The sequence below is a fragment of the Sphingomonas sp. S6 genome, assembly GCF_043498045.1.
Taxonomy (GTDB): domain Bacteria; phylum Pseudomonadota; class Alphaproteobacteria; order Sphingomonadales; family Sphingomonadaceae; genus Sphingomonas.
In genome coordinates, this window is the sequence record NZ_JBIEOE010000004.1 from 223,543 (window position 1) to 242,548 (window position 19,006).

At 67.7% G+C, this 19,006-nt stretch carries 20 protein-coding genes; 14 read left to right on the plus strand and 6 right to left on the minus strand.

Features of this window, described 5'->3' with window-relative positions; translation table 11 throughout:
- Positions 1–7: 7 nt before the first annotated feature.
- The 4 genes from ACGVWT_RS08830 (at position 8) to ACGVWT_RS08845 (ending at position 4,168) form a co-directional block, all read left to right on the plus strand.
- Entirely contained in the window at positions 8–238 is a 231-nt protein-coding gene (locus ACGVWT_RS08830; RefSeq protein WP_017980400.1) for a twin transmembrane helix small protein, read from the plus strand.
- Positions 239–256: 18 nt separating this feature from the next.
- Positions 257–805, plus strand: a complete 549-nt coding sequence (locus ACGVWT_RS08835; RefSeq protein ID WP_315460874.1) for a cob(I)yrinic acid a,c-diamide adenosyltransferase — start codon at positions 257–259, stop codon at positions 803–805.
- A gap of 656 nt (positions 806–1,461) precedes the next feature.
- Positions 1,462–2,796 (plus strand): NupC/NupG family nucleoside CNT transporter, encoded by a 1,335-nt coding sequence (locus tag ACGVWT_RS08840; protein WP_116460262.1) that lies wholly within the window; start codon positions 1,462–1,464, stop codon positions 2,794–2,796.
- 10 nt (positions 2,797–2,806) lie between these two features.
- Entirely contained in the window at positions 2,807–4,168 is a 1,362-nt protein-coding gene (locus tag ACGVWT_RS08845) for an amino acid permease (protein ID WP_315460873.1), read from the plus strand.
- Positions 4,169–4,239: 71 nt separating this feature from the next.
- Here the strand turns inward: ACGVWT_RS08845 and ACGVWT_RS08850 are convergent, their stop codons facing one another.
- Together ACGVWT_RS08850 and ACGVWT_RS08855 are read right to left on the minus strand one after the other, a co-directional pair.
- On the minus strand, positions 4,240–4,386 hold the full coding sequence (locus ACGVWT_RS08850; protein WP_017980396.1) for a hypothetical protein: 147 nt from the start codon (positions 4,384–4,386) through the stop codon (positions 4,240–4,242).
- An 11-nt stretch (positions 4,387–4,397) separates the two neighbouring features.
- Positions 4,398–5,267 (minus strand): 3-hydroxybutyryl-CoA dehydrogenase, encoded by an 870-nt coding sequence (locus ACGVWT_RS08855; protein ID WP_315461022.1) that lies wholly within the window; start codon positions 5,265–5,267, stop codon positions 4,398–4,400.
- Positions 5,268–5,359: 92 nt separating this feature from the next.
- Between ACGVWT_RS08855 and ACGVWT_RS08860 the strand changes: the two genes are divergently transcribed.
- Together ACGVWT_RS08860 and ACGVWT_RS08865 are read left to right on the plus strand one after the other, a co-directional pair.
- Positions 5,360–6,205, plus strand: a complete 846-nt coding sequence (locus ACGVWT_RS08860) for a CPBP family intramembrane glutamic endopeptidase (protein WP_315460872.1) — start codon at positions 5,360–5,362, stop codon at positions 6,203–6,205.
- Positions 6,206–6,216: 11 nt separating this feature from the next.
- Positions 6,217–7,284 (plus strand): DUF1176 domain-containing protein, encoded by a 1,068-nt coding sequence (locus ACGVWT_RS08865; RefSeq protein WP_315460871.1) that lies wholly within the window; start codon positions 6,217–6,219, stop codon positions 7,282–7,284.
- Between the two features lie 22 nt (positions 7,285–7,306).
- Here ACGVWT_RS08865 and egtD read toward each other — a convergent pair whose 3' ends face one another.
- Together egtD and egtB are read right to left on the minus strand one after the other, a co-directional pair.
- Entirely contained in the window at positions 7,307–8,284 is a 978-nt protein-coding gene (gene egtD, locus ACGVWT_RS08870; protein WP_315460870.1) for an L-histidine N(alpha)-methyltransferase, read from the minus strand.
- Complete coding sequence (gene egtB, locus ACGVWT_RS08875) at positions 8,284–9,540, minus strand: ergothioneine biosynthesis protein EgtB (protein ID WP_315460869.1); 1,257 nt, start codon at positions 9,538–9,540, stop codon at positions 8,284–8,286. The genes egtD and egtB overlap by 1 nt, the downstream gene beginning before the upstream one ends.
- 357 nt (positions 9,541–9,897) lie before the next feature.
- Between egtB and ACGVWT_RS08880 the strand changes: the two genes are divergently transcribed.
- The 6 genes from ACGVWT_RS08880 to ACGVWT_RS08905 all read left to right on the plus strand — a co-directional run bounded on the left by ACGVWT_RS08880 (position 9,898) and on the right by ACGVWT_RS08905 (position 13,850).
- Entirely contained in the window at positions 9,898–10,578 is a 681-nt protein-coding gene (locus ACGVWT_RS08880) for a queuosine precursor transporter (RefSeq protein WP_116461342.1), read from the plus strand.
- 180 nt (positions 10,579–10,758) lie between these two features.
- Positions 10,759–11,658: an acetylglutamate kinase gene (argB, locus tag ACGVWT_RS08885; RefSeq protein WP_315460868.1), complete on the plus strand. Its 900-nt coding sequence runs from the start codon at positions 10,759–10,761 to the stop codon at positions 11,656–11,658.
- An 87-nt stretch (positions 11,659–11,745) separates the two neighbouring features.
- The gene (locus ACGVWT_RS08890) at positions 11,746–12,057 is read left to right on the plus strand and encodes a YggT family protein (protein ID WP_017980388.1); all 312 of its coding nucleotides are present in this window, start codon (positions 11,746–11,748) and stop codon (positions 12,055–12,057) included.
- 10 nt (positions 12,058–12,067) lie between these two features.
- Positions 12,068–12,370: a DUF167 family protein gene (locus ACGVWT_RS08895; RefSeq protein ID WP_315460867.1), complete on the plus strand. Its 303-nt coding sequence runs from the start codon at positions 12,068–12,070 to the stop codon at positions 12,368–12,370.
- Positions 12,367–13,233, plus strand: a complete 867-nt coding sequence (gene folD / locus ACGVWT_RS08900; RefSeq protein ID WP_315460866.1) for a bifunctional methylenetetrahydrofolate dehydrogenase/methenyltetrahydrofolate cyclohydrolase FolD — start codon at positions 12,367–12,369, stop codon at positions 13,231–13,233. The genes ACGVWT_RS08895 and folD overlap by 4 nt, the downstream gene beginning before the upstream one ends.
- A complete protein-coding gene (locus ACGVWT_RS08905; RefSeq protein WP_043060971.1) occupies positions 13,230–13,850 on the plus strand; it encodes a MarC family protein in 621 nt (206 codons plus the stop codon). Before folD ends, ACGVWT_RS08905 begins: the two co-directional genes overlap by 4 nt.
- Before the next feature lie 6 nt (positions 13,851–13,856).
- Here ACGVWT_RS08905 and ACGVWT_RS08910 read toward each other — a convergent pair whose 3' ends face one another.
- Positions 13,857–14,441, minus strand: a complete 585-nt coding sequence (locus ACGVWT_RS08910) for an NADPH-dependent FMN reductase (protein WP_017980384.1) — start codon at positions 14,439–14,441, stop codon at positions 13,857–13,859.
- Between the two features lie 133 nt (positions 14,442–14,574).
- On the opposite strand from ACGVWT_RS08910, the gene ACGVWT_RS08915 reads away from it, so the two are divergent.
- Both ACGVWT_RS08915 and ACGVWT_RS08920 read left to right on the plus strand, forming a co-directional pair.
- A complete protein-coding gene (locus ACGVWT_RS08915) occupies positions 14,575–16,776 on the plus strand; it encodes a transglycosylase domain-containing protein (RefSeq protein WP_315460865.1) in 2,202 nt (733 codons plus the stop codon).
- A 138-nt stretch (positions 16,777–16,914) separates the two neighbouring features.
- Positions 16,915–17,154, plus strand: coding sequence for a hypothetical protein (locus ACGVWT_RS08920; RefSeq protein ID WP_315460864.1), 240 nt, complete (start codon positions 16,915–16,917; stop codon positions 17,152–17,154).
- 4 nt (positions 17,155–17,158) lie between these two features.
- Here the strand turns inward: ACGVWT_RS08920 and ACGVWT_RS08925 are convergent, their stop codons facing one another.
- On the minus strand, positions 17,159–18,961 hold the full coding sequence (locus tag ACGVWT_RS08925; RefSeq protein WP_315460863.1) for a DUF885 family protein: 1,803 nt from the start codon (positions 18,959–18,961) through the stop codon (positions 17,159–17,161).
- Positions 18,962–19,006 lie beyond the last annotated feature (45 nt).

The window sequence follows — 19,006 nt, forward strand, 5'->3', positions numbered from 1 at the left end:
ACGTGTCATGAACACCTTCCTCGTCATTCTGCTGATCGCGGCGATGCTGGCGACGGTGGTCGCGCTGGTGCGGGGCGTCATCGCCTTCCTCCAGGATAGTCACGCCCAGGTCCGCAATGGCGAAGGGCCATCCGCGGCTTCGCTGAAATCGAACAAGATGATGCAGATGCGCGTCTTCTTTCAGGCGCTGGCGATCCTGATCATCGTCGTCATCCTGTTCGTCGGCGGCCGAACCTAAGCGTCGCACGCCCGCCCGATGGTCAAGCTCAACCGCATCTACACGCGCACCGGCGACGCCGGCACGACGGGCCTCGTCGACGGATCGCGCGTGTCCAAGGCTGCGGCGGTGATGCAGGCGATCGGCGACGTCGACGAGGCGAACAGCGCGATCGGCGTCGCGATCGCGGCGCTCGCCGGCGCGGCGCCCGCGGACCGGCTTCTGATCATCCAGAACGACCTGTTCGATCTCGGCGCGGATATCGCCACGCCGATGGGCATCGAGGGCGCGCTGCGCATCGTGCCCGCACAGGTCGCACGGCTCGAGGCGGAGATCGACGCGATGAACGAGGGCCTGTCCCCGCTCACCAGCTTCATCCTGCCCGGCGGCACTCCGGCGGCAGCGGCGCTCCACCTCGCCCGCGCGATCGTGCGCCGCGCGGAACGCAGCGTCGTGACGATGGGCAGCGAGGCGACGCAGGCACTCGCCTATCTCAACCGCCTGTCCGACTGGCTCTTCGTCGCCACCCGCGTCGTCAACGGGGCAGGCGAGGGCGACGTGCTGTGGAAGCCCGGCGCCAGCCGCTAGGGCGGAGTGGGCGCACCGTCCGCTATCAAACGTCGTCCGACGAAGGCTGAGGCGACACGCCAACGCACCCCCAAAACACCCCGTCACCCCGGACTTGATCCGGGGTCCACTTCGCGGCGAGGGGGATGGCTGGAGTGAGATGACATCTTATTGAACCAGGGCCGTCATTGCGAGCGAAGCGCGGCAATCCAGAGCCGGACCAGGACGCCCTGGATTGCTTCGCTGCGCTCGCAATGACGGCGTCATCGCGCTACAAAGCCTCTTGCCATGCCAGCGCGGCCCAGCGGACCCCGGACCAAGTCCGGGGTGACGGGGTGGGTGCGGCAAGGTAACGCGCCACACGGCTGACGGAGCGGGCAACCCGCCGCCACCCTGTCCTACACGCCCCCGATCTGCTACACCCTCCCCATGACCCGTCCGCCCTTCGCCCCGCCGCTGCGCGACGGGCGCCGCGGACCCCTCGCTTCCGACGATACCATAGCGTCCACTTCGTCCACTTCCGCGAGCCCTCTCCCGCCGGAACCCGGATTCGCGCCGCCGCCGCGCCACCGCGGACCGCCACGCTTCAATCCTCACTTTCCTCGACAAAAAGCCCGTGTATGCTGCCCTGTCGCTGCCGGGGGGCCGCGGCTTTTCCCTATCCTCGCGGAAACACCATGAATCGTATCCTGATCGGCGTTGCCGGCATCCTCGTCATCCTCGGCATCGCCTTCGCGCTGTCCACCGACCGCAAGGCGATCCGGCTGCGCGTCGTCGGCGCGGCGTTCGCGTTGCAGGCGACGATCGCGACGATCGTGCTCTACTGGGGCCCGGGCCGTGCGGCGCTGGCGGGGGCGTCGGCGGGCGTCTCGGCGCTGCTCGGCTATTCGCAGCGTGGCACGGAGTTTCTGTTCGGCAAGCTCGCCAGCCCCGACATCGGAGGCCAGAGCTTCGCGATCGCGGCGCTGCCCGTCATCATCTTCTTCGCCAGCCTCGTCTCGATCCTCTATTATCTCGGCGTCATGCAGGTCGTGGTACGCTGGGTCGGCGGCGCGATCGAAAAGGTGATCGGCACGTCCAAGGTCGAATCGCTCTGCGCCGCGGCGAACATCTTCGTCGGCCAGTCCGAATCGCCGCTGGTGATCCGCCCCTATCTGGCCGGCCTCACCCCGCCGCAGCTGTTCACGGTCATGACCAGCGGCATGGCGGGCGTCGCGGGCACGATCCTCGCGGCCTATGCCTCGATGGGCATCCGCATCGAATATCTGCTCGCCGCCAGCTTCATGGCGGCGCCGGGCGGCATCCTGATGGCGAAGATCATCATGCCCGATCGCACCATGCCGCCCGAAGGCGAGCTGCCGCTGGGCGACATGCCCGACGAAAACCGTGTGATCGCGCTCGCCGACCACCGGATCAGCGGTGCCGGCCCCGCCGCCTTGCTGCCCGAAGGCACGCCGGGCGAGCCCCTGCCCGAAGCGACGCATGACGAGGAAAAGCCCGCGAACCTCATCATGGCCGCCGCCCAGGGCGCGCAGACCGGCGTGCGGCTGGCGGTCGCGGTCGGCGCGATGGTGCTCGCCTTCGTCGCGCTCGTCGCGCTGGCGAACGGCCTGCTCGGCGGCCTCGGCAACATGGTCGGCCTGCCCGGTCTCAGCTTTCAGGCGCTGCTCGGTTACGTCTTCCAGCCGGTGATGGTGCTGCTCAACGTGCCGTGGAACGAGGCGGGGATCGCCGGCGGCCTGTTCGGCGAGAAGATCGTGCTCAACGAATTCGTCGCCTATATCGATCTCGGCAAGCAGGCCGCGCAGCTCAGCCCGCGCACCATCGCCGTCGTCACCTTCGCGCTGTGCGGCTTCGCCAATTTCTCGTCGATCGCGATCCAGATGGCGGTGACGGGCAGCCTCGCCCCCAACCAGCGCCCGATGATCGCCAAGCTTGGCCTGCGCGCCCTCGCCGCGGGCAGCCTCGCCAACCTGATGTCGGCCGCGCTCGCCGGCCTGCTGATCGGCTGACGCGGACGCTATGACCGGCCTTCGCAGGACGCTTGGGCCGGGCCAGCTCGCGATGATCGCGATCGGCGGCGCGGTCGGCACCGGCCTGTTCCTGGGCAGCGGCTTCGCGATCCAGCTCGCCGGGCCGGCGGTGCTGGTCAGCTATGCGATCGGCGGGCTCATCACGCTGGCGCTGATGGGGTGCCTCGCCGAAATGACCGTCGCCGACCCCGCGACCGGATCGTTCGGCCTGTTCGCCGAACGCTACCTCGGCCGCTTCGCCGGCTTCCTGGTCCGCTACGCCTATGTCACCTGCATCATCTTGGCGATCGGGACGGAGGTGACCGCGGTCGCGATCTACATGCGCTATTGGCTGCCCGATGTTGCCGGCGCGTGGTGGATCGGCGGGTTCGGCGTCGCGCTGCTTGCCGTCAATCTCGTCAGCGTGCGGGCGTTCGGCGCGGTCGAATATCTGTTCTCGGCGATCAAGGTCGTCGCCATCCTCGCCTTCATCGCGCTGGGCCTGTGGGTGATCGGCCGCGGCGCACCGGGCGTCGGGCTGGCGAACTACACCGCCCATGGCGGCTTCGCGCCGCACGGTATCGGCGGCATCTGGAGCGCGGTGATCGTTTCGATCTTCAGCTACCTCAGTATCGAGATGATCGCGGTCGCGGCCGGGGAAGCGCGCGATCCGGAACGCGCGATCGTCCGCGCCTTCCGCTCGACGATGCTGCGCCTTGCGCTATTCTACCTCGGCAGCCTTGCGGTGATGCTGGCGGTGCTGCCGTGGACGCAGGCCGGCACGGCGACCAGCCCGTTCGTCACGGTGATGGCGGCGAGCGGCCTGCCCTATGCGGCAGGCGTCATCAACGCCGTCGTGCTGGTCGCGGCGCTCTCGGCGATGAACAGCCAGCTCTACACCGCCTCGCGCATGCTGTTCAGCCTGGCGGACAGCGGCCTTGCGCCGCGGCGACTGGGCGCGGTCGATGCGCGCGGCGTCCCGGTGGCGGCGCTGCTCGTGTCGGCGGCGGGGATCGGCATCGCGGGCGGCGTCTACGCGTGGCGGCCCGATGCGGCGCTGGGCGTGATGATCGCGGTGTCGATCTTCGGTGCGTTGTTCACCTGGGGGATGATCTTCGTGACGCACCTCGCCTTCCGGCGGCGCCATGGGCCGCCGGTGGGCTTTCGGATGTGGGGCTATCCCTGGGTAAGCCTTGCCGGCGCAGGCGCGATCGTCGCGATCCTGGCGACGACGCCTTTCACCGCCGCCTTCGCGCTGACGCTGGTCTACGGCGTGCCGGTGCTGGCGATGCTGGCGGGGGTGTATGCGGCTTTCCTACGCCCGCCTTCGTCATCCCGGCGAACGCCGGGATCCATGGATACGAGGGGCTGATCGTAGCACGCGCCGATCGACGGCATCGAGTCCATGGATCCCGGCGTTCGCCGGGATGAGGGAAAACAGGGTCACTCCCCCGTCCGCGTCTTCACCTTATTGGGCAAATCTTTGCCCTTGGTCCGGCGCGAGGGCAGCTGCACCGGGTTCTTCTTCTTCCATTCCTTGAAGGTCATCGGACCTTCGGGCGTGTCGACGATCGTGTCGTCCAGGCTCATGGCGGGTCTCCTCAGCGCGTCGGCTCGGGTTGCGGACCGCTGTAATCGTAGAAGCCGCGGCCGGTCTTGCGGCCGTACCAGCCCGCCTCGACATACTTCACCAGCAGCGGCGCCGGGCGGAACTTGGGGTCGCCCGTGCCCTCGAACAACACGCGCGTGATCTCCAGGCAGGTGTCGAGGCCGATGAAGTCGGCGAGCGTCAGCGGCCCCATCGGGTGGTTGAGGCCCAATTGGCAGGCCAGGTCGATGTCGCGGATCGTCGCGACGCCCTCGCCGAGCGCAAAGATCGCTTCGTTGATCATCGGCATCAGCACGCGGTTGACGATGAAGCCCGGCGCGTCGTTGGCACGGACTACGGCCTTGCCCAGCCGCTCGGCATAATCCTCGATGACGCCGACGGTGGCGTCCGACGTCGCAAGCCCCCGGATCACCTCGATCAGGCCCATCACCGGCACCGGATTGAAGAAATGCACACCGATGAACCGCGCCGGATCGGGGGTCGCCTGCGCCAGCCGCGTGATCGGGATCGACGAGGTGTTCGACGCGAGGATCGCGTCCTTGCCCAGCACCTTGCCGACGTTGCCGAAGATCGCCCGCTTGATCTCCTCACGCTCTGTCGCCGCCTCGATGACGAGGCCGCAGTCGGCCATCGCGGCGACGTCGCCGACGGCATCGATCCGGGCGAGCGTCGCATCGCGCGTGCCTGCGTCGATCTTCTCCTTCTCGACCGCGCGGGCGAGCAGTTTGGCGATTCCTGCCTTGCCTGCCTCGGCCCGTTCGACCGACACGTCGGACAGGATCACGCGATAGCCCGCGGCCGCGCTCACCTGCGCGATGCCGGCACCCATCTGGCCCGCACCGATCACACCCACTGCCTGCATCATGTCTCTCCATCGATCGCTTTGCCGTTCGCCATAGCCGCTTTCCCGGCGCCTGCCAGCCGGATAGGCTCGCGCGCACAGAGGAGAGGGGCATGATCGTATTGGGGGATAGCGGCCTGTTGCGGCCGGGCCGATGGCGCTGGCTGGCGGCGCTCGGCTGGATGGTCGCGCTGTTCGTAGTGATGAGCGTCTTGCTCTTCCCCGGCTGGCTGCATGCGGCGCCCGCCTATCGCGATGCCGTACGGATCGGATCGGTGCTGGTCGCCTATGCGGTCTATGCGCTCGCGGTCCGTTACGGCGAACGCCGCGCGCCGGTGGAGATCGCCGCGCGGCCGTTGCTGCCCGAGCTGCTCGCCGGCATCGCGATCGGGGCGGGGATGTTCGCGCTCGTCTTCACCAGCCTGCGCCTGCTCGGCGTCTACACGCTCGCGCCCGGCCAATGGGGCGACTGGCCGTCCGACATCGTCTGGGCGCTGCGCACCGGGTTCGCCGAGGAATTGCTGCTGCGCCTCGTCGTCTTCCGCCTGCTGATGCGCGCGGCGGGACTGTGGCCGGCGCTGGCGATCTCCGCGCTGCTATTCGGGGCGATGCACCTCGCCAACCCCAATGCGACGCTGGTCGCCGCGCTGGCGATCGCGGTGGAGGCGGGGCTGATGCTCGCCGCTTTCTACCTCGTCACCGGGCGCATCTGGATGGCGGTGGGGGTGCATGCCGCGTGGAATTTCGTCCAGGGTCCGGTGTTCGGCGCGCGCGTCTCGGGAGGCACCGACACTGGCAGCCTGTTCGTCAGCGCGCCGGTGCAGGGCAGCCCCGACTGGCTGAGCGGCGGCGCGTTCGGACCCGAAGCGTCGCTGCCCGCGGTGATCGTCGGCTTCGTCATCTTCGTCGTGGTGCTGCGGGCGGCGTTGCGGCGTTGGAACCGGGAACCCGTTCGCTGAGTAGGACCATCATGACCCGCCATGTCGCCCTCGCCGCCCTGATGCTCGCCGCTTGCTCCAGCCAGCCGCAGGCCGACGCGACGCCAACCCGGACGCCGGAGGCCGGGCCCCGCACGACGGCCAGTCCGCCCGCGACGGCGAAGACGCGTGCGCCGGTCACGCCGAAACCTGGCACGCTCAAAACGTTCGGTGACTGGCAGGTCGGCTGCGACAATGGGCTGGTGTGCACCATGGCGTCGCTGCTGCCGGACGATGGCGCGGGCGCCGGGGCGACGCTCAACCTGATCCGCAACCCAGGCCCGCAGGGCCGCTATCACACGGTATCGGGGGAGGGCGCGACCGACGCGTCGGGGCACACGCCCGCGGCGCGATTCACCGTCGACGGTCGTGATCTGGGCAGCGACGCGAATGCCCTTGCCGCCGCGATGGCGAACGGTCGGGTTCTCAAGGTGTCCGGCGGCGCGATCTCGCTAAAGGGCGCCTCGGCCGCGTTGCGCTACATCGATGCGATGCAAGGGCGCGCCGGCACCGTGACGGCCACCGTCGCACAGGGCGCCAAGCCCGCTGCGAGCGTGCCGCCCGCGCCGGCGCTGCCGATCGTCACCGCACAGCGACTGACGCGCTATACCGCCAAGCTGCCGACATCCGTGGTCGCGGCGATGAAGCGGATTGGCCGGTGCGATCTGTCCGAAGGGATGGAGTCGACCCCCTCGGTCGCCAGGGCGCCGGACGGGCGCCTGCTGGTGATCCAGCCCTGCTCGGCAGGGGCGTATAACGTCATCGGCGCGCTGTTCGTCGTCCGCGGCAACGACGTCCGCCCGGCGCAGGTCGACGCGCCTGCCGGCTTCGACGCAACGGGCGCGGATTCGCAAACCCCGGTCCCCAGCGTCGTCAACGGTGATTTCGACCGGAACGTCCTGACCAGCTACGCCAAGGGGCGCGGCCTGGGAGATTGCGGTTTGGGGCAGACCTTCGCGTGGGACGGCAGCCGCTATCGCCTGGTGTCGCAGGACGAGATGAGCGAATGCCGCGGCAACACCGAATATATCGCGACTTGGCGCGCCACGATGCGGCCGTGACGCCCTGCGGCGGCTGGCGCGCTTATGGCGCCGGCCGCTCCGGCTGCGCTTCGGCGAGGTAGAGGCCGAACAGCCCCTTGGGGTCGGTCCATTCGCGGATCGGTGTCCACCCGCCCGAGCGCAGCAGGATACGTGCATCGCGCGAGGCGTATTTGTGGCTGTTCTCGGTGTGGATGCTCTCGCCTGCGCGCATCGCGAAGGGGCGCCCTTCGATGGTGAAGGCGACGTCGCGCTGCGCCACCAGATGCATCTCGATCCGCGCCCGATCGTCGTTCCAGCGCGCTTCGTGCGCGAAGGCGTCGACCGGGATCGTGCCGTCCAGCTCGCGATTGATCCGGTCCAGCAGATTGAGGTTGAACGCCGCCGTCACGCCTGCCGCATCGTCATAGGCGGCGACCAGCGTGCTTTCGTCCTTGATCCGGTCCATGCCGATCAGCAGCATCGCGCCTTCACCCAGCGACGCCCGCATCGCGCGCAACAGGTCGACCGCCATCAGCGGGATCATGTTGCCGATCGTCGAACCCGGAAAGAAGCCGAGCTTCGGCGTGTCCGCCACTTCGGCCGGCAGCGTCAGCGGCCGCATGAAGTCCGCCTCGAACGGCAGCACGGTCAGGTCGGGAAAGGCCTCGCTCAGCACGCGCGACGATTCGCGCAGGAAATCGCCCGAAATGTCGATCGGCACATAGGCGGACGGCGCGGCACAGCGCAGCAGCAGCGGCGTCTTGGTCGACGATCCCGACCCGAACTCCACGACCGCGCGGCCGCGGCCGACGACCTCGGTCACTTCGGGGCAAATCTCTTCCAGGATCGCGGTTTCGGTGCGCGTCGGATAATATTCCGGCAGCACGGTGATGTCCTCGAACAGCTCCGATCCGCGGCGATCGTAGAACCAGCGGGCGGGAATCGCGCGCGGGCGCCGCTCGAGCCCCGACAGTACGTCGGCACGGAATTGCGGATCGGCGAGGCTCGCCTGACCGTCCTCGATTTCGGGCTTCAGCATCAGATATCCTTGGCGAGCCGGACGCCGGTGAATTGCCAGCGCTGGTGGGGGTAGAAGAAATTGCGATAGCAGGGGCGCCCATGGCCGCGGGGCGTGGCGCAGCTGCCGCCACGCAGCACGAACTGCCCGCTCATGAATTTGCCGTTATACTCGCCGACCGCGCCATCGACGGTGCGAAAGCCGGGGTAAGGGCGATAGGCGCTGCCCGTCCATTCCCACACGTCGCCGAAAAAGGCGGGGTCGCCGGGGGCGGCAGGGCGCGGCTCGACCGGGCCGGCGGCATCCATCTGGTTGCCACCCGCCGCATCAGCCGCTTGCGCAGCGGCCTCCCATTCGAACTCGGTCGGCAGGCGCGCGCCGGCCCAGGCGGCATAGGCGTCCGCTTCGTACAGGCTGATGTGCGTCACCGGCGCGGCAGGATCGATCGGCCGGCGTCCGTCCAGGCCGAAGCGCGTCCACACGCCGTCCTGCCGTTCCCAATACAGCGGCGCGGCGATGCCGTTCGCCTTCACCCATGCCCAACCGTCGGCGAGCCAGTGCCGCGCATCCGCATAGCCGCCATCGGCGATGAACGCCGCCCATTCGCCATTGGTGACCGTACGGTCGGCGATCGCATGACGGGCGAGCAGCGCATCGTGCCGCGGCCCCTCGCAGTCGAAGGCAAAACCATCGCCATCGTGCCCGACGCGGACGATTCCCGCAGCGCGCTCGATCCAGCGGATCGGCCCCGGCATCGCGACCGGCACCTTGGGCGCGGCGGGCCACAGCGCGGGCTCCAGCGGATTTTCGCCGAACAGGTGCAGGATATCGGTGACGAGCAACTCCTGATGCTGCTCTTCGTGATGACAACCCAGCGCCACCAGCTCGCATGCGGCGGCAGGCAGGTCGGGCAGCGCCGACAGCAGCGCCGCATCGACATAGGCGCGATACGCTATCACCTCGTCCAGCGTCGGCCGGGTGATCATGCCGCGGCGGTCGCGCGCGTGGCGGCGGCCCTCCGCCTCGTAATAGCTGTTGAACAGGAACGGAAAGCGTTCGTCATGCAGCACATAGCCGTCCACGTGATCGCGCAGCACGAAGGTTTCGAAGAACCAAGTCGTATGCGCGAGATGCCATTTGGCCGGCGACGCATCGGGCATCGACTGGACGCTGGCGTCGGCGTCGGACAGCGGCGCGGTCAGCGCGACGGTGAGGGCACGGACCCGATCATAACGTGCGGCAAGCGCGGCGTCGGGGCCGGGTGCGATCTTCAACATGGCCGGCCCCTCCTGCGCAAAACGCGTCCTTCACGCGCGCGCGAATGGGTGAAGCGCATGACAGTCCAAAGGGTTGCAGCCGCGCCGGTTATAATGTGGATTAGTCCCAATCGACATTCGCCACGACGATAATTCCTCCCCGCCAGGGGGAGGTGGCATGACGGAGGGGGAGGTCAGGGTAGCACTTCGACTCCTATCCGCCGCCGTCGCCCCTGCCACGGCGCTATCCGGCGTGAGGGGGGATGAGCGTGCCACCGCATGTCGCTTGCCCCTAGACTCTTGGAAGCAAAGGCCGCCGACACCGCCGCACACGCCAATCCCTTTGACGCGCGCGCCAAAGCCGATAGGGTCCGCGCGATGGACGACACCCACGCCGCGCCGATCCCGCGCTCGCTCTTCGCCTTTTCGATCTTCTACGGCGGCATGGTCTGCATCGCGGGCGTGCTCGGTAACAAGCAGGTGGCGCTGGGGCCGTTGTCCGCGCTGGGCCCGGTGGTCGGGCTGGGGCCGCTGGCGGTGGAAGCGGGGATCTTCGCCTTCTTGCTGCTCGTCGTCACCTCCAGCGCGATGGCGGAACTGCACGGGCGCAGCATTGCCAACCGGCTGGTGCAGATCGGCTTCGTGCCGCTGATCGTCTCGATCCTGCTGTCGTTCATCGTCCATGCGCTGCCCGCCGCGCCCGAAATGCAGGCGGCCAATCGCGATGCGATCCAGCTGGTGCTTGGCGGCACGTGGCGCATCTGGCTGGGCGGGATCATCGCCTATGGCATTTCGCAGACGCTGAACGTCACGATCTTCGCGGCGCTGAAGGGGCGTGAGGGCGGCGGCCTCCTCTGGCTGCGCGCCGGCATCGCCAGCATGCTCAGCCAGATCGTCGATACGTTGCTGTTCGTGTCGATCGCCTTCGCCGGCGTGTTCCCGATCGGCGAACTGCTGGCCGGGCAGATGATCGTGAAGGTCGTGCTCTCGGCGCTCCTCGTGCCGCCGCTGATCTACGTGTTCGTGGGCCTCGGCAAGCGCCTCGACCGCCAAGCCTAAGTTTCGGGCCAGACGCCCCGCAGCCGACGGCGACACGCGAGCCCAAGCCCTCCCCCGTCAAGGGGGGGCAGCGAAGCGGACGGAGGGGGCGGTCAGCGACGCCGCCCGTTATGCCCGGCGCGCTTACGTCCGGCGGGGGAGGACTATCAGCGCAGCCCGCGGACCGCTAAAGGCCGCCGCATGACCGACTCCGCCGCCACCGCTGCCCTGCTCGCCAAGGCCGAAACGCTGACCGAGGCGCTGCCCTATCTGCAGCGCTATGCCGGTCAGACCTTCGTCGTGAAATACGGCGGCCATGCGATGGGCGATCCTGAACTGGCGCGCGATTTCGCCGAGGACGTCGTGTTGCTGAAGGCGGTCGGCATCAATCCCGTCGTCGTCCATGGCGGCGGGCCGCAGATCGGCGCGATGCTGAAGCGGCTGGGGGTCGAATCGCGCTTCGTCGACGGGTTGCGCGTCACCGATGCCGAAACCGCGCGCATCGCCGAAATGGTGCTGGCCGGATCGATCAACAAGGAAATCGTCGCCTGGATCGGGCAGGCGGGCGGCCGCGCGGTCGGCATTTCGGGCAAGGACGCGAACCTCGTCACCGCGATGAAGGTCGGCCGCGACACGCCCGATACGTTGCAGGGGATCGAACGCCACGTCGATCTGGGCTTCGTCGGTGAGCCGGTGGCGGTCGACCGCACGATCATCGACACGCTGTCGGCCAGCGGCATCATCCCCGTCGTCGCGCCGATCGCCCTGGGTGCGGACGGGCACACCTATAACATCAACGCCGATACGATGGCGGGCGCGATCGCCGCGGCGCTGGGTGCCTCGCGCTTCTTCCTCTTGACCGACGTTGCGGGCGTGCTGAACAAGGACAAGGTGCTGCTCACCGACCTCGATTCCACGGGCATCGCGGCGCTAAAGGCGGACGGCACGATCTCGGGCGGCATGATCCCCAAGGTCGATACCTGCGTCGCCGCGGTCGAGGCGGGGGTGGACGCCGCGGTGATCCTCGACGGGCGCGTGCCGCATGCGATGCTGCTCGAGATTTTTACCTCGGCGGGCGCCGGCACCCTCGTCCACGCCTGAGCTGCGTCATCCTGGCACGGGCGGAGGACTTGGCCCTCCGCCGTTTAATCGCTAGGTCCGGCCTCAACCCTTATCCGGAGCCCAGGCGTGGTCGCGCTTTCCCTGATTCAGATCATCATGATCCTGCTCGACGTGCTGTGGTGGATCATCATGGTCCAGTTCGTGCTTTCGCTGCTGATCGTGTTTAACGTCATCAACACGTCGAACAATTTCGTGCGCTCGCTGCACTACGGGCTCGATTCGCTGACGGAGCCGCTCTACCGGCCGCTCCGCCGCGTTCTGCCGAACATAAATGGAATCGATCTGGCCCCGCTCGCGGTGCTAATCATCATCCGCATCCTAGACTCCGTCCTCCTCCCCAATATCGCCGCTGCGATTCTGACCAACGGCGCGGCCTGAGGCGCTGCCGATGCCGGCCTGGGCGGTGCGCGACGATGGCATCGTCCTTGCCGTTCGAGTGACCCCACGTAGCGGGCGCGATGCCTTACTGGCCGGTACCGATGAGCATTTTGTCGCGCGGCTGGCCGCAGCACCGGTCGACGGCAAGGCGAATGCGGCGCTTCTTGCGCTGGTGGCGGACCGGTTCAGCGTTCCGAAGCGCGCGGTCGTGCTCATCGGCGGAGACACCGCGCGCTTGAAGCGGTTGCATGTTGCGGGGGACGCGGCCGTGCTGGCGAAAACCGCTGCCGCCCTCTATGACGTGGCGCCATGACCGCCACGATCATCGACGGCAAGGCGCACGCCCTTGCGCTCCGTACCCGCACCGCCGCGCATGTTGCCGCTTTTCGCGACGCGACCGGCCGCGCGCCTGGCCTAGCCGTCGTGCTGGTCGGCGAGGATCCGGCGTCGTCGGTCTATGTCCGCTCCAAGGGTAAGGCGACGCGCGAAACGGGGATGGAGAGCTTCGAGCATCGCCTGCCTGCCGACACGGATGCGGATGCTCTACTGGCTCTGGTACAGCGGCTCAACGCCGATCCGACCGTCGATGGTATCCTCGTCCAGCTGCCTCTGCCGAAGCATATCGATGCTGAAGCGGTGCTGCTCGCGATCGATCCGGACAAGGACGTCGACGGTTTTCACCCGGTCAATGCCGGGCGCCTCGCGATCGGGGCGGAGGGGTTCGTGCCCTGCACGCCGCTGGGCTGTCTGATGCTGCTGCGCGACATCCATCCCAATCTGGCGGGCATGGAAGCGGTGGTCGTTGGTCGGTCGAACATCGTCGGCAAGCCGATGGCACAGCTGTTGTTGCAGCAGAGCTGCACCGTCACCGTGGTTCACAGCCGCACGCGCGATGTCGCGGCGCATTGCCGGGCCGCCGATATCGTCGTCGCAGCGGTGGGCATTCCCCATTTCATCCAGGGCGACTGGATCAAACCAGGCGCGACGGTGATCGACGTGGGCATCAACCGGACCGAGACGGGGCTGGTCGGTGACGTCGATTTCGCCGCTGCCAAGGAGGTGGCTGGCGCCATCACGCCGGTCCCCGGCGGTGTCGGTCCGATGACGATCGCCTGTCTGATCCGGAACACGTACATATCCGCCTGCCGCCGCGAGGGCGTGAGCGTCGCGCCGTGATCGAGCTGTTCGTCTCGTCGCTCATCACCTTCTTCGTGGTGATCGACCCTCCGGGTTGCGCGCCTATCTATGCCGGCCTGTCGTCGGGCGCGTCGCCGTTGCAACGCCGCAGCATGGCCATCCGCGCGGTCGGCGTGGCGAGTGCCATCCTGTTCGTCTTCGCGCTGTTCGGAGAGAAACTGCTTCATGGCCTGGGCATCAGCCTAGCGAGCTTCCGCATCGCGGGCGGCATCATGCTGTTCCTGATCGCGCTTGAAATGGTGTTCGAGAAGCGCACGCAGCGCCGCGAGGACCGTGCGGCGGAGGTCGCTGCCGATCCGGAAGTCGAAGACGTGTCGATTTTCCCGATGGCGATGCCGATGATCGCCGGGCCTGGATCGATCGCGACCGTGATGCTGCTGATGGCGCGTACCAACGGGCTGGAAGCGACGCTGGTCGTGCTGGCCGCGATGGTGACGATCCTGCTGCTCACGCTGGTCGCGTTGCTTGCCGCGGGGCCGCTGATGCGGCTGCTCGGTACTCGGATCGAGGCAGTGATCACGCGCCTGCTCGGCGTGCTGCTGGCGGCGCTGGCGGTGCAGTTCGTGATGGACGGGTTGCAGGTCAGCTTGCGCTGATCGGCTTCACCGCGGCGCCACCAGCGGCGCGAAGCGTGCGACCTGGCGACCGATCAGGCACAGTTGATCGTAGACGGCGGGATCGCTCGCGCCGCCTTCATCGTCGAATTTGGTGATCTGCGTGTTGATCGCCGCGGCAAAGGGCGTCGGCCAGCCGCGCAACGCGTGGACGATTGAGCGCAGTGCCGCAATCGTCGACCCCGTCGCCTGCCACCCATAAGCGGTGGCGATCAGTCCCACGGGCAGATCGGCGAGATAGGGGCGTTCGTCGCGCGCGGTTTCTTCCAACAGATCGAGCGCGTTTTTGACCACGCCAGAGATGCTGCCGTGATAGCCGGGGCTGGCGATGATGACCGCCGATGCGCCGCGCACCGCGGCGACGAACGCCTGTTCGTCCTCCGTCCGGCTCGTCGCGCGCGGATCGTAAAGCGGCAGGCGCGCCATGTCGGCGCCGCCGAACATCCGCGTCGCGAAGCCCTCGCGTTCCGCCGCGTCGAGCGCGATGCGCAGCGCGCGCTCGGTCGAGGAAACGCCGCCGATCGTTCCGCCGATACCGACGACGAGCGGGGGTGAGGAGGGCTGCTGGGTCATGGTTTCGCGATAGCGCTCCCTGCGCGCCTGCGCCAGCCGCTGGCGTTCGGGCCTGCAAAAGGGTAAATGCGGTTGCACCTCCCCCACAGCGTCCGGCCCTTGCGCGTGCTGTTATAGGATAGTAATACACGTCATGGCTGACCGCTGGGACGAGCCGATGCGTCACGAACCGATCGATACCAACCGCCGCGGCAGCATCGGCCAGCGCTACGACCTCGACGACGGGGAGGATCGCTTCGAATCGGCGCCGCGCTGGCGCCGCGAAGAGGCGCGTGCGCCGGACGAGGATCGATACGCCGGGCGGTTCGACGCCTTCCTCGATCCCGAACATGATGCAGCGGCGGAGCCGCCGCCCCGTCGGCCTCGCCATATCGGCCGCTGGATTTTGCGTGGTATCGCCGCGGGCATCGTCCTGCTGGTCATCGCGATCGGCTGGCTCGCCGTTACCGCGCCGCTCAGCAAGTCGCTGCAGCCGCCGACGCCGCCGTCGATCACGTTGACCGCGGACGACGGCACGCCGATCGCCCGGCGGGGGGCGATCATCGACAAGCCGGTCGACGCCGCCAAGCTGCCCCCGCACGTCACCGAGGCGTTCCTGGCGATCGAGGACCGTCGCTTCCGGTCGCACTGGGGCATCGATCCGCGCGGCATTCTGCGCGCCTTCGTCCACAACGTCGGCTCCGGCGGCGTGCGAGAGGGTGGCAGCACGATCACGCAGCAGCTCGCAAAGAACGCCTTTCTCGACTCAGACCGCACCGCGGCGCGCAAAATCCGCGAGGTCATGATCGCCTTCTGGCTGGAAGCGTGGCTGTCGAAGGATGAAATCCTGTCGCGTTATCTGTCGAACGTGTATTTCGGCGACAACGTCTATGGCCTGCGCGCGGCGTCGAAACATTATTTCGGCCGCGAGCCCGAAAAGATGAACGTCGGGCAGGCGGCGATGCTGGCGGGGCTGGTCAAGGCGCCCTCGCGCCTCGCCCCGACGAACAATCTGGAAGGCGCGCGCCGCCGCGAGATGGTTGTCGTCCGCGCGATGGCGGATGCGGGTTTCCTGACCAAGGCCGAAGCCGCCGATGTCCAGCCGCAGCGCGTGCTGGCAAGCCGGCCGACGACGTTGCCGAGCGGCACATATTTCGCCGACTGGGTGCTGCCACAGGCGCGCGATCAGGCGGGCGAGATCAAGACCGAAGCGACGGTGAAGACGACGCTCGACCGCCGACTGCAGCGCACCGCCGAGCGCGTCGTGCGGCAGGCGGGGCTCAGGCAGGCGCAGGTCGCGCTGGTCGCGATGCGACGCGACGGCCGCGTCGTCGCGATGGTCGGCGGCAAGGATTACACCAAGAGCCCGTTCAACCGGGCGACACAGGCGCAGCGCCAGCCGGGGTCGACGTTCAAGCTGTTCGTCTACCTCGCAGCGATGCGGAAAGGCATGACACCCGACACGATGGCGGACGATACGCCGGTCGAGATCGCCGGGTGGAAGCCGAAGAACGACGATGGGCGCTATCTCGGGCCCATCCCGCTGCGTCGCGCCTTCGCACGCTCGTCCAACGTGGTCGCTGCACGGCTAACGCAGGAAGTCGGCGTGCGCAACGTCATCAAGGCAGCGCGCGACCTCGGCATTTCGACGCCAATCCCGAACGAGGCGACGATCGGCCTCGGCACGGCCGAAGTCTCGTTGCTCGAATTGACCGCAGCCTATGCGGCCATCGCCAACGGCCAATATCCGGTGCGTCCGCGCGGGCTGGAGGAAACGGGCGACAACAAGAGCTGGTACGAATCGCTGACCGGCGGCACCACCAAGATGCCCGACGACATCCGCGAAAAGATGCTCGACCTGTTGTCGTCCTCGCTGCGGGGTACGGGACGCGAGGCGGTGCTGAGCACGGACGCTTATGGCAAGACCGGCACGTCGCAACAGAGCCGCGATGCGTGGTTCATCGGCTTTGCCGGAGATCTGGTCGTCGGCGTCTGGGTCGGCAACGACGACAGCTCGCCCAATCCTGGCCTGCACGGCGGCGGCGTGCCGGCGCAAATCTGGCGGAACTTCATGGTCTCCGCGCTCGGCCTCGCGCCGCCACAGGCACCGGTCGTGGTCGAAGAGAATGCGACCGATCCCGAGGCGATCGTCGGGCCGGAAGATCCGGTCGGCGACGTGATCGAACAGGCGCCGCAGATGATGGATGGCACGCTGGAAGGCATGGGTCTGCAGATGAAGATGGGCCGCGACGGCAGCATCAGCATTACGCCCGGCCGCGATCGCGAACCGCAACCCCCGCCGCGCGACCCCCGCGAGCCCCGCACGCGGGACGATGAGGGCGGCGAAGGGGAATGATCCGGCCGGCTAAGGGCGTTTCCATGATTTAATCCAACCCTCAGCTTTACGGACTTATCCCGCTACGATCACGCGGAGGGTTGATGCAGGCGGGGCAGCTCCGGCTGATGTCGATCTATCTCGGCGGATCACCGACCGATGTGCCGGCCCGCCATCGCCGACGCTGATCCGAGCGGCGAAGGACGACCCGACCCTGCCGATAGCTTCCGCCCGGGAACGTGCCGCGCGCTCGGCCGCGCGAGGGAATGCGATCCGCCTAGTGATCTTTCCTCTGCGGGCCACGACTTCGACACCGCCGATGGCGGCATTCCCAATCAGGCGGTGCGACAGATCATGACGCGGTTCCTGGCCGAGCACGATCCCGGCCAGGTGCGCTAAATCGTCACTTCGTCCCCATTTCGCGGCGGACCTTGTCCTCCAGCACCGGCATCGGCAGCGCGCCGCTGTCGAGGACCGCGGCGTGGAAGGCGCGGGGGTCGAACGATGCGCCCTGCTTGGCCTGCGCTTCCGCCTTCAGCTTCAGGATGGTGAGCTGGCCGATCTTATAGGCGAGCGCTTGCCCCGGGATGGCGATGTAGCGTTCGACTTCCGCGGTCGCATCCGTCTTTGCCATCGCCGAATGCGTCAGCATGTAATCGATCGCCTGTTCGCGGCTCCAGCCCTTGGCATGGATACCCGTGTCGACGACGAGGCGCATCGCGCGCAGCATTTCGTCGTTCAGGCCGCCCATCCGCTGGTACGGATCGGTTTCCATGCCCAGCGGCTTCCACAGCGTCTCCGCATACAGCGCCCAACCTTCGACATAGGCGGTATTGCCGCCGAAGCGCATGAAGGCGGGCAGCGCGGCATTTTCCTGGGCGAGGCTGATCTGGAAGTGGTGGCCCGGCACCGCCTCGTGCAGGAACAGCGTTTCCATGCCCCAGGTGTAGCGCACCGGCAGGTCATAGGTGTTGTAGTAAAAGATGCCCGGCCGTGTCCCGTCGGGCGTGCCGCCCTGGTAGCTGCCCGCCGCATCGCTCTTGGCGCGGTAATCGGGCACAGGCCGGATCTCGAGCGGGGTTTTGGGGATCACGCCGAACTGTTCGCGCACGCGGGCGTCGATGCGCTTGCCGATCGCTTCAAAACCTTCGCGCACTGCCTCGGCGCTCGTCGGCTGAAAGCGCTTTTCGGTGCGGAGATACTCGAAGAAGGCGGGTAGCGTGCCCTTGAAGCCCGCGGCGGTCTTCTGCGCCTCCATCTCACGCGTGATGCGCGCCACTTCGCTGAGACCCAGTTGGTGGACCTGTTCGGCGGGCAGCGGCAGCGTCGTATTCTGCTCGATGCGATAGGCGTAGAGCGCTGCGCCGCCCGGCAAGGCCGACAGGCCCACGGTCGCGCGCGCCTTGGGCAGATAGTCGGTCTTCAGGAAATCGCGCATGCGCACGTGCGCCGGCGTGATGACGTCGCGAACCTGCGCGGCATAGGCTGCGGTCAACCGCTGGCGCTCTGCAGCGGAAATGCTGGCGGGGAACATCGTGACCGGCGCGTAGAACACCGATCCTTCGACGCCCTGCGCGATCAGTGCGTCGAACTGCGCGATCATATTCTCGACGACCAGCCGCGGCTGGACGACGCCTTTCGCCATGCCTTCGCGGAAGCGGGCGATCGCGCGATCGTAAAGCGCGGCATAGCCGGCGTTGCGCTTCAGGTTGTTTTCGTAATCGGTGACCGTCTTGAACGGTGCAGCACCTTTTCCGCCCGCAAAATCGGGATAGAAGGTCTGAAAGCCGCTGAAATGATCCATCGGCAGCAGCCGATCGACCGCCTGGATCGCGGGGGCATAGCCGCGCAGGTTGATCTCCGCCTGATTGCGGAACACGTCATAGGCGAGCTGGTCGACGCGGGTCAGCTTCGACCGGTCGATCGCCTTCAGCGCGGCAAGGTCGGATTCGAGATTGCGCTTGTCGCGCGCCGTCGCGGGATCGCTGATGTAATCGCCGAAGCGATCGGCATAGCGCAGATCGCCGCGGAAGATCGCGCTGATCGGGTTCAGCGCCAGATCGCGTTCGTCGCTGTCGTAAAACAGGCGCTTGAGCTTCGTATCTTCCGCGCCATCGCCGGGCAGCGGGGCGGGCGGCGGCAGCGCCTGACCGAGGGCCGGCGTGGCAACGGAAGCGAGCAGCAGAGCCGCGGCGAGAAAACGCATCGATAAATCCCCTTCTGCGGCAACGCTTAGCAAGGCCGGGCAGGG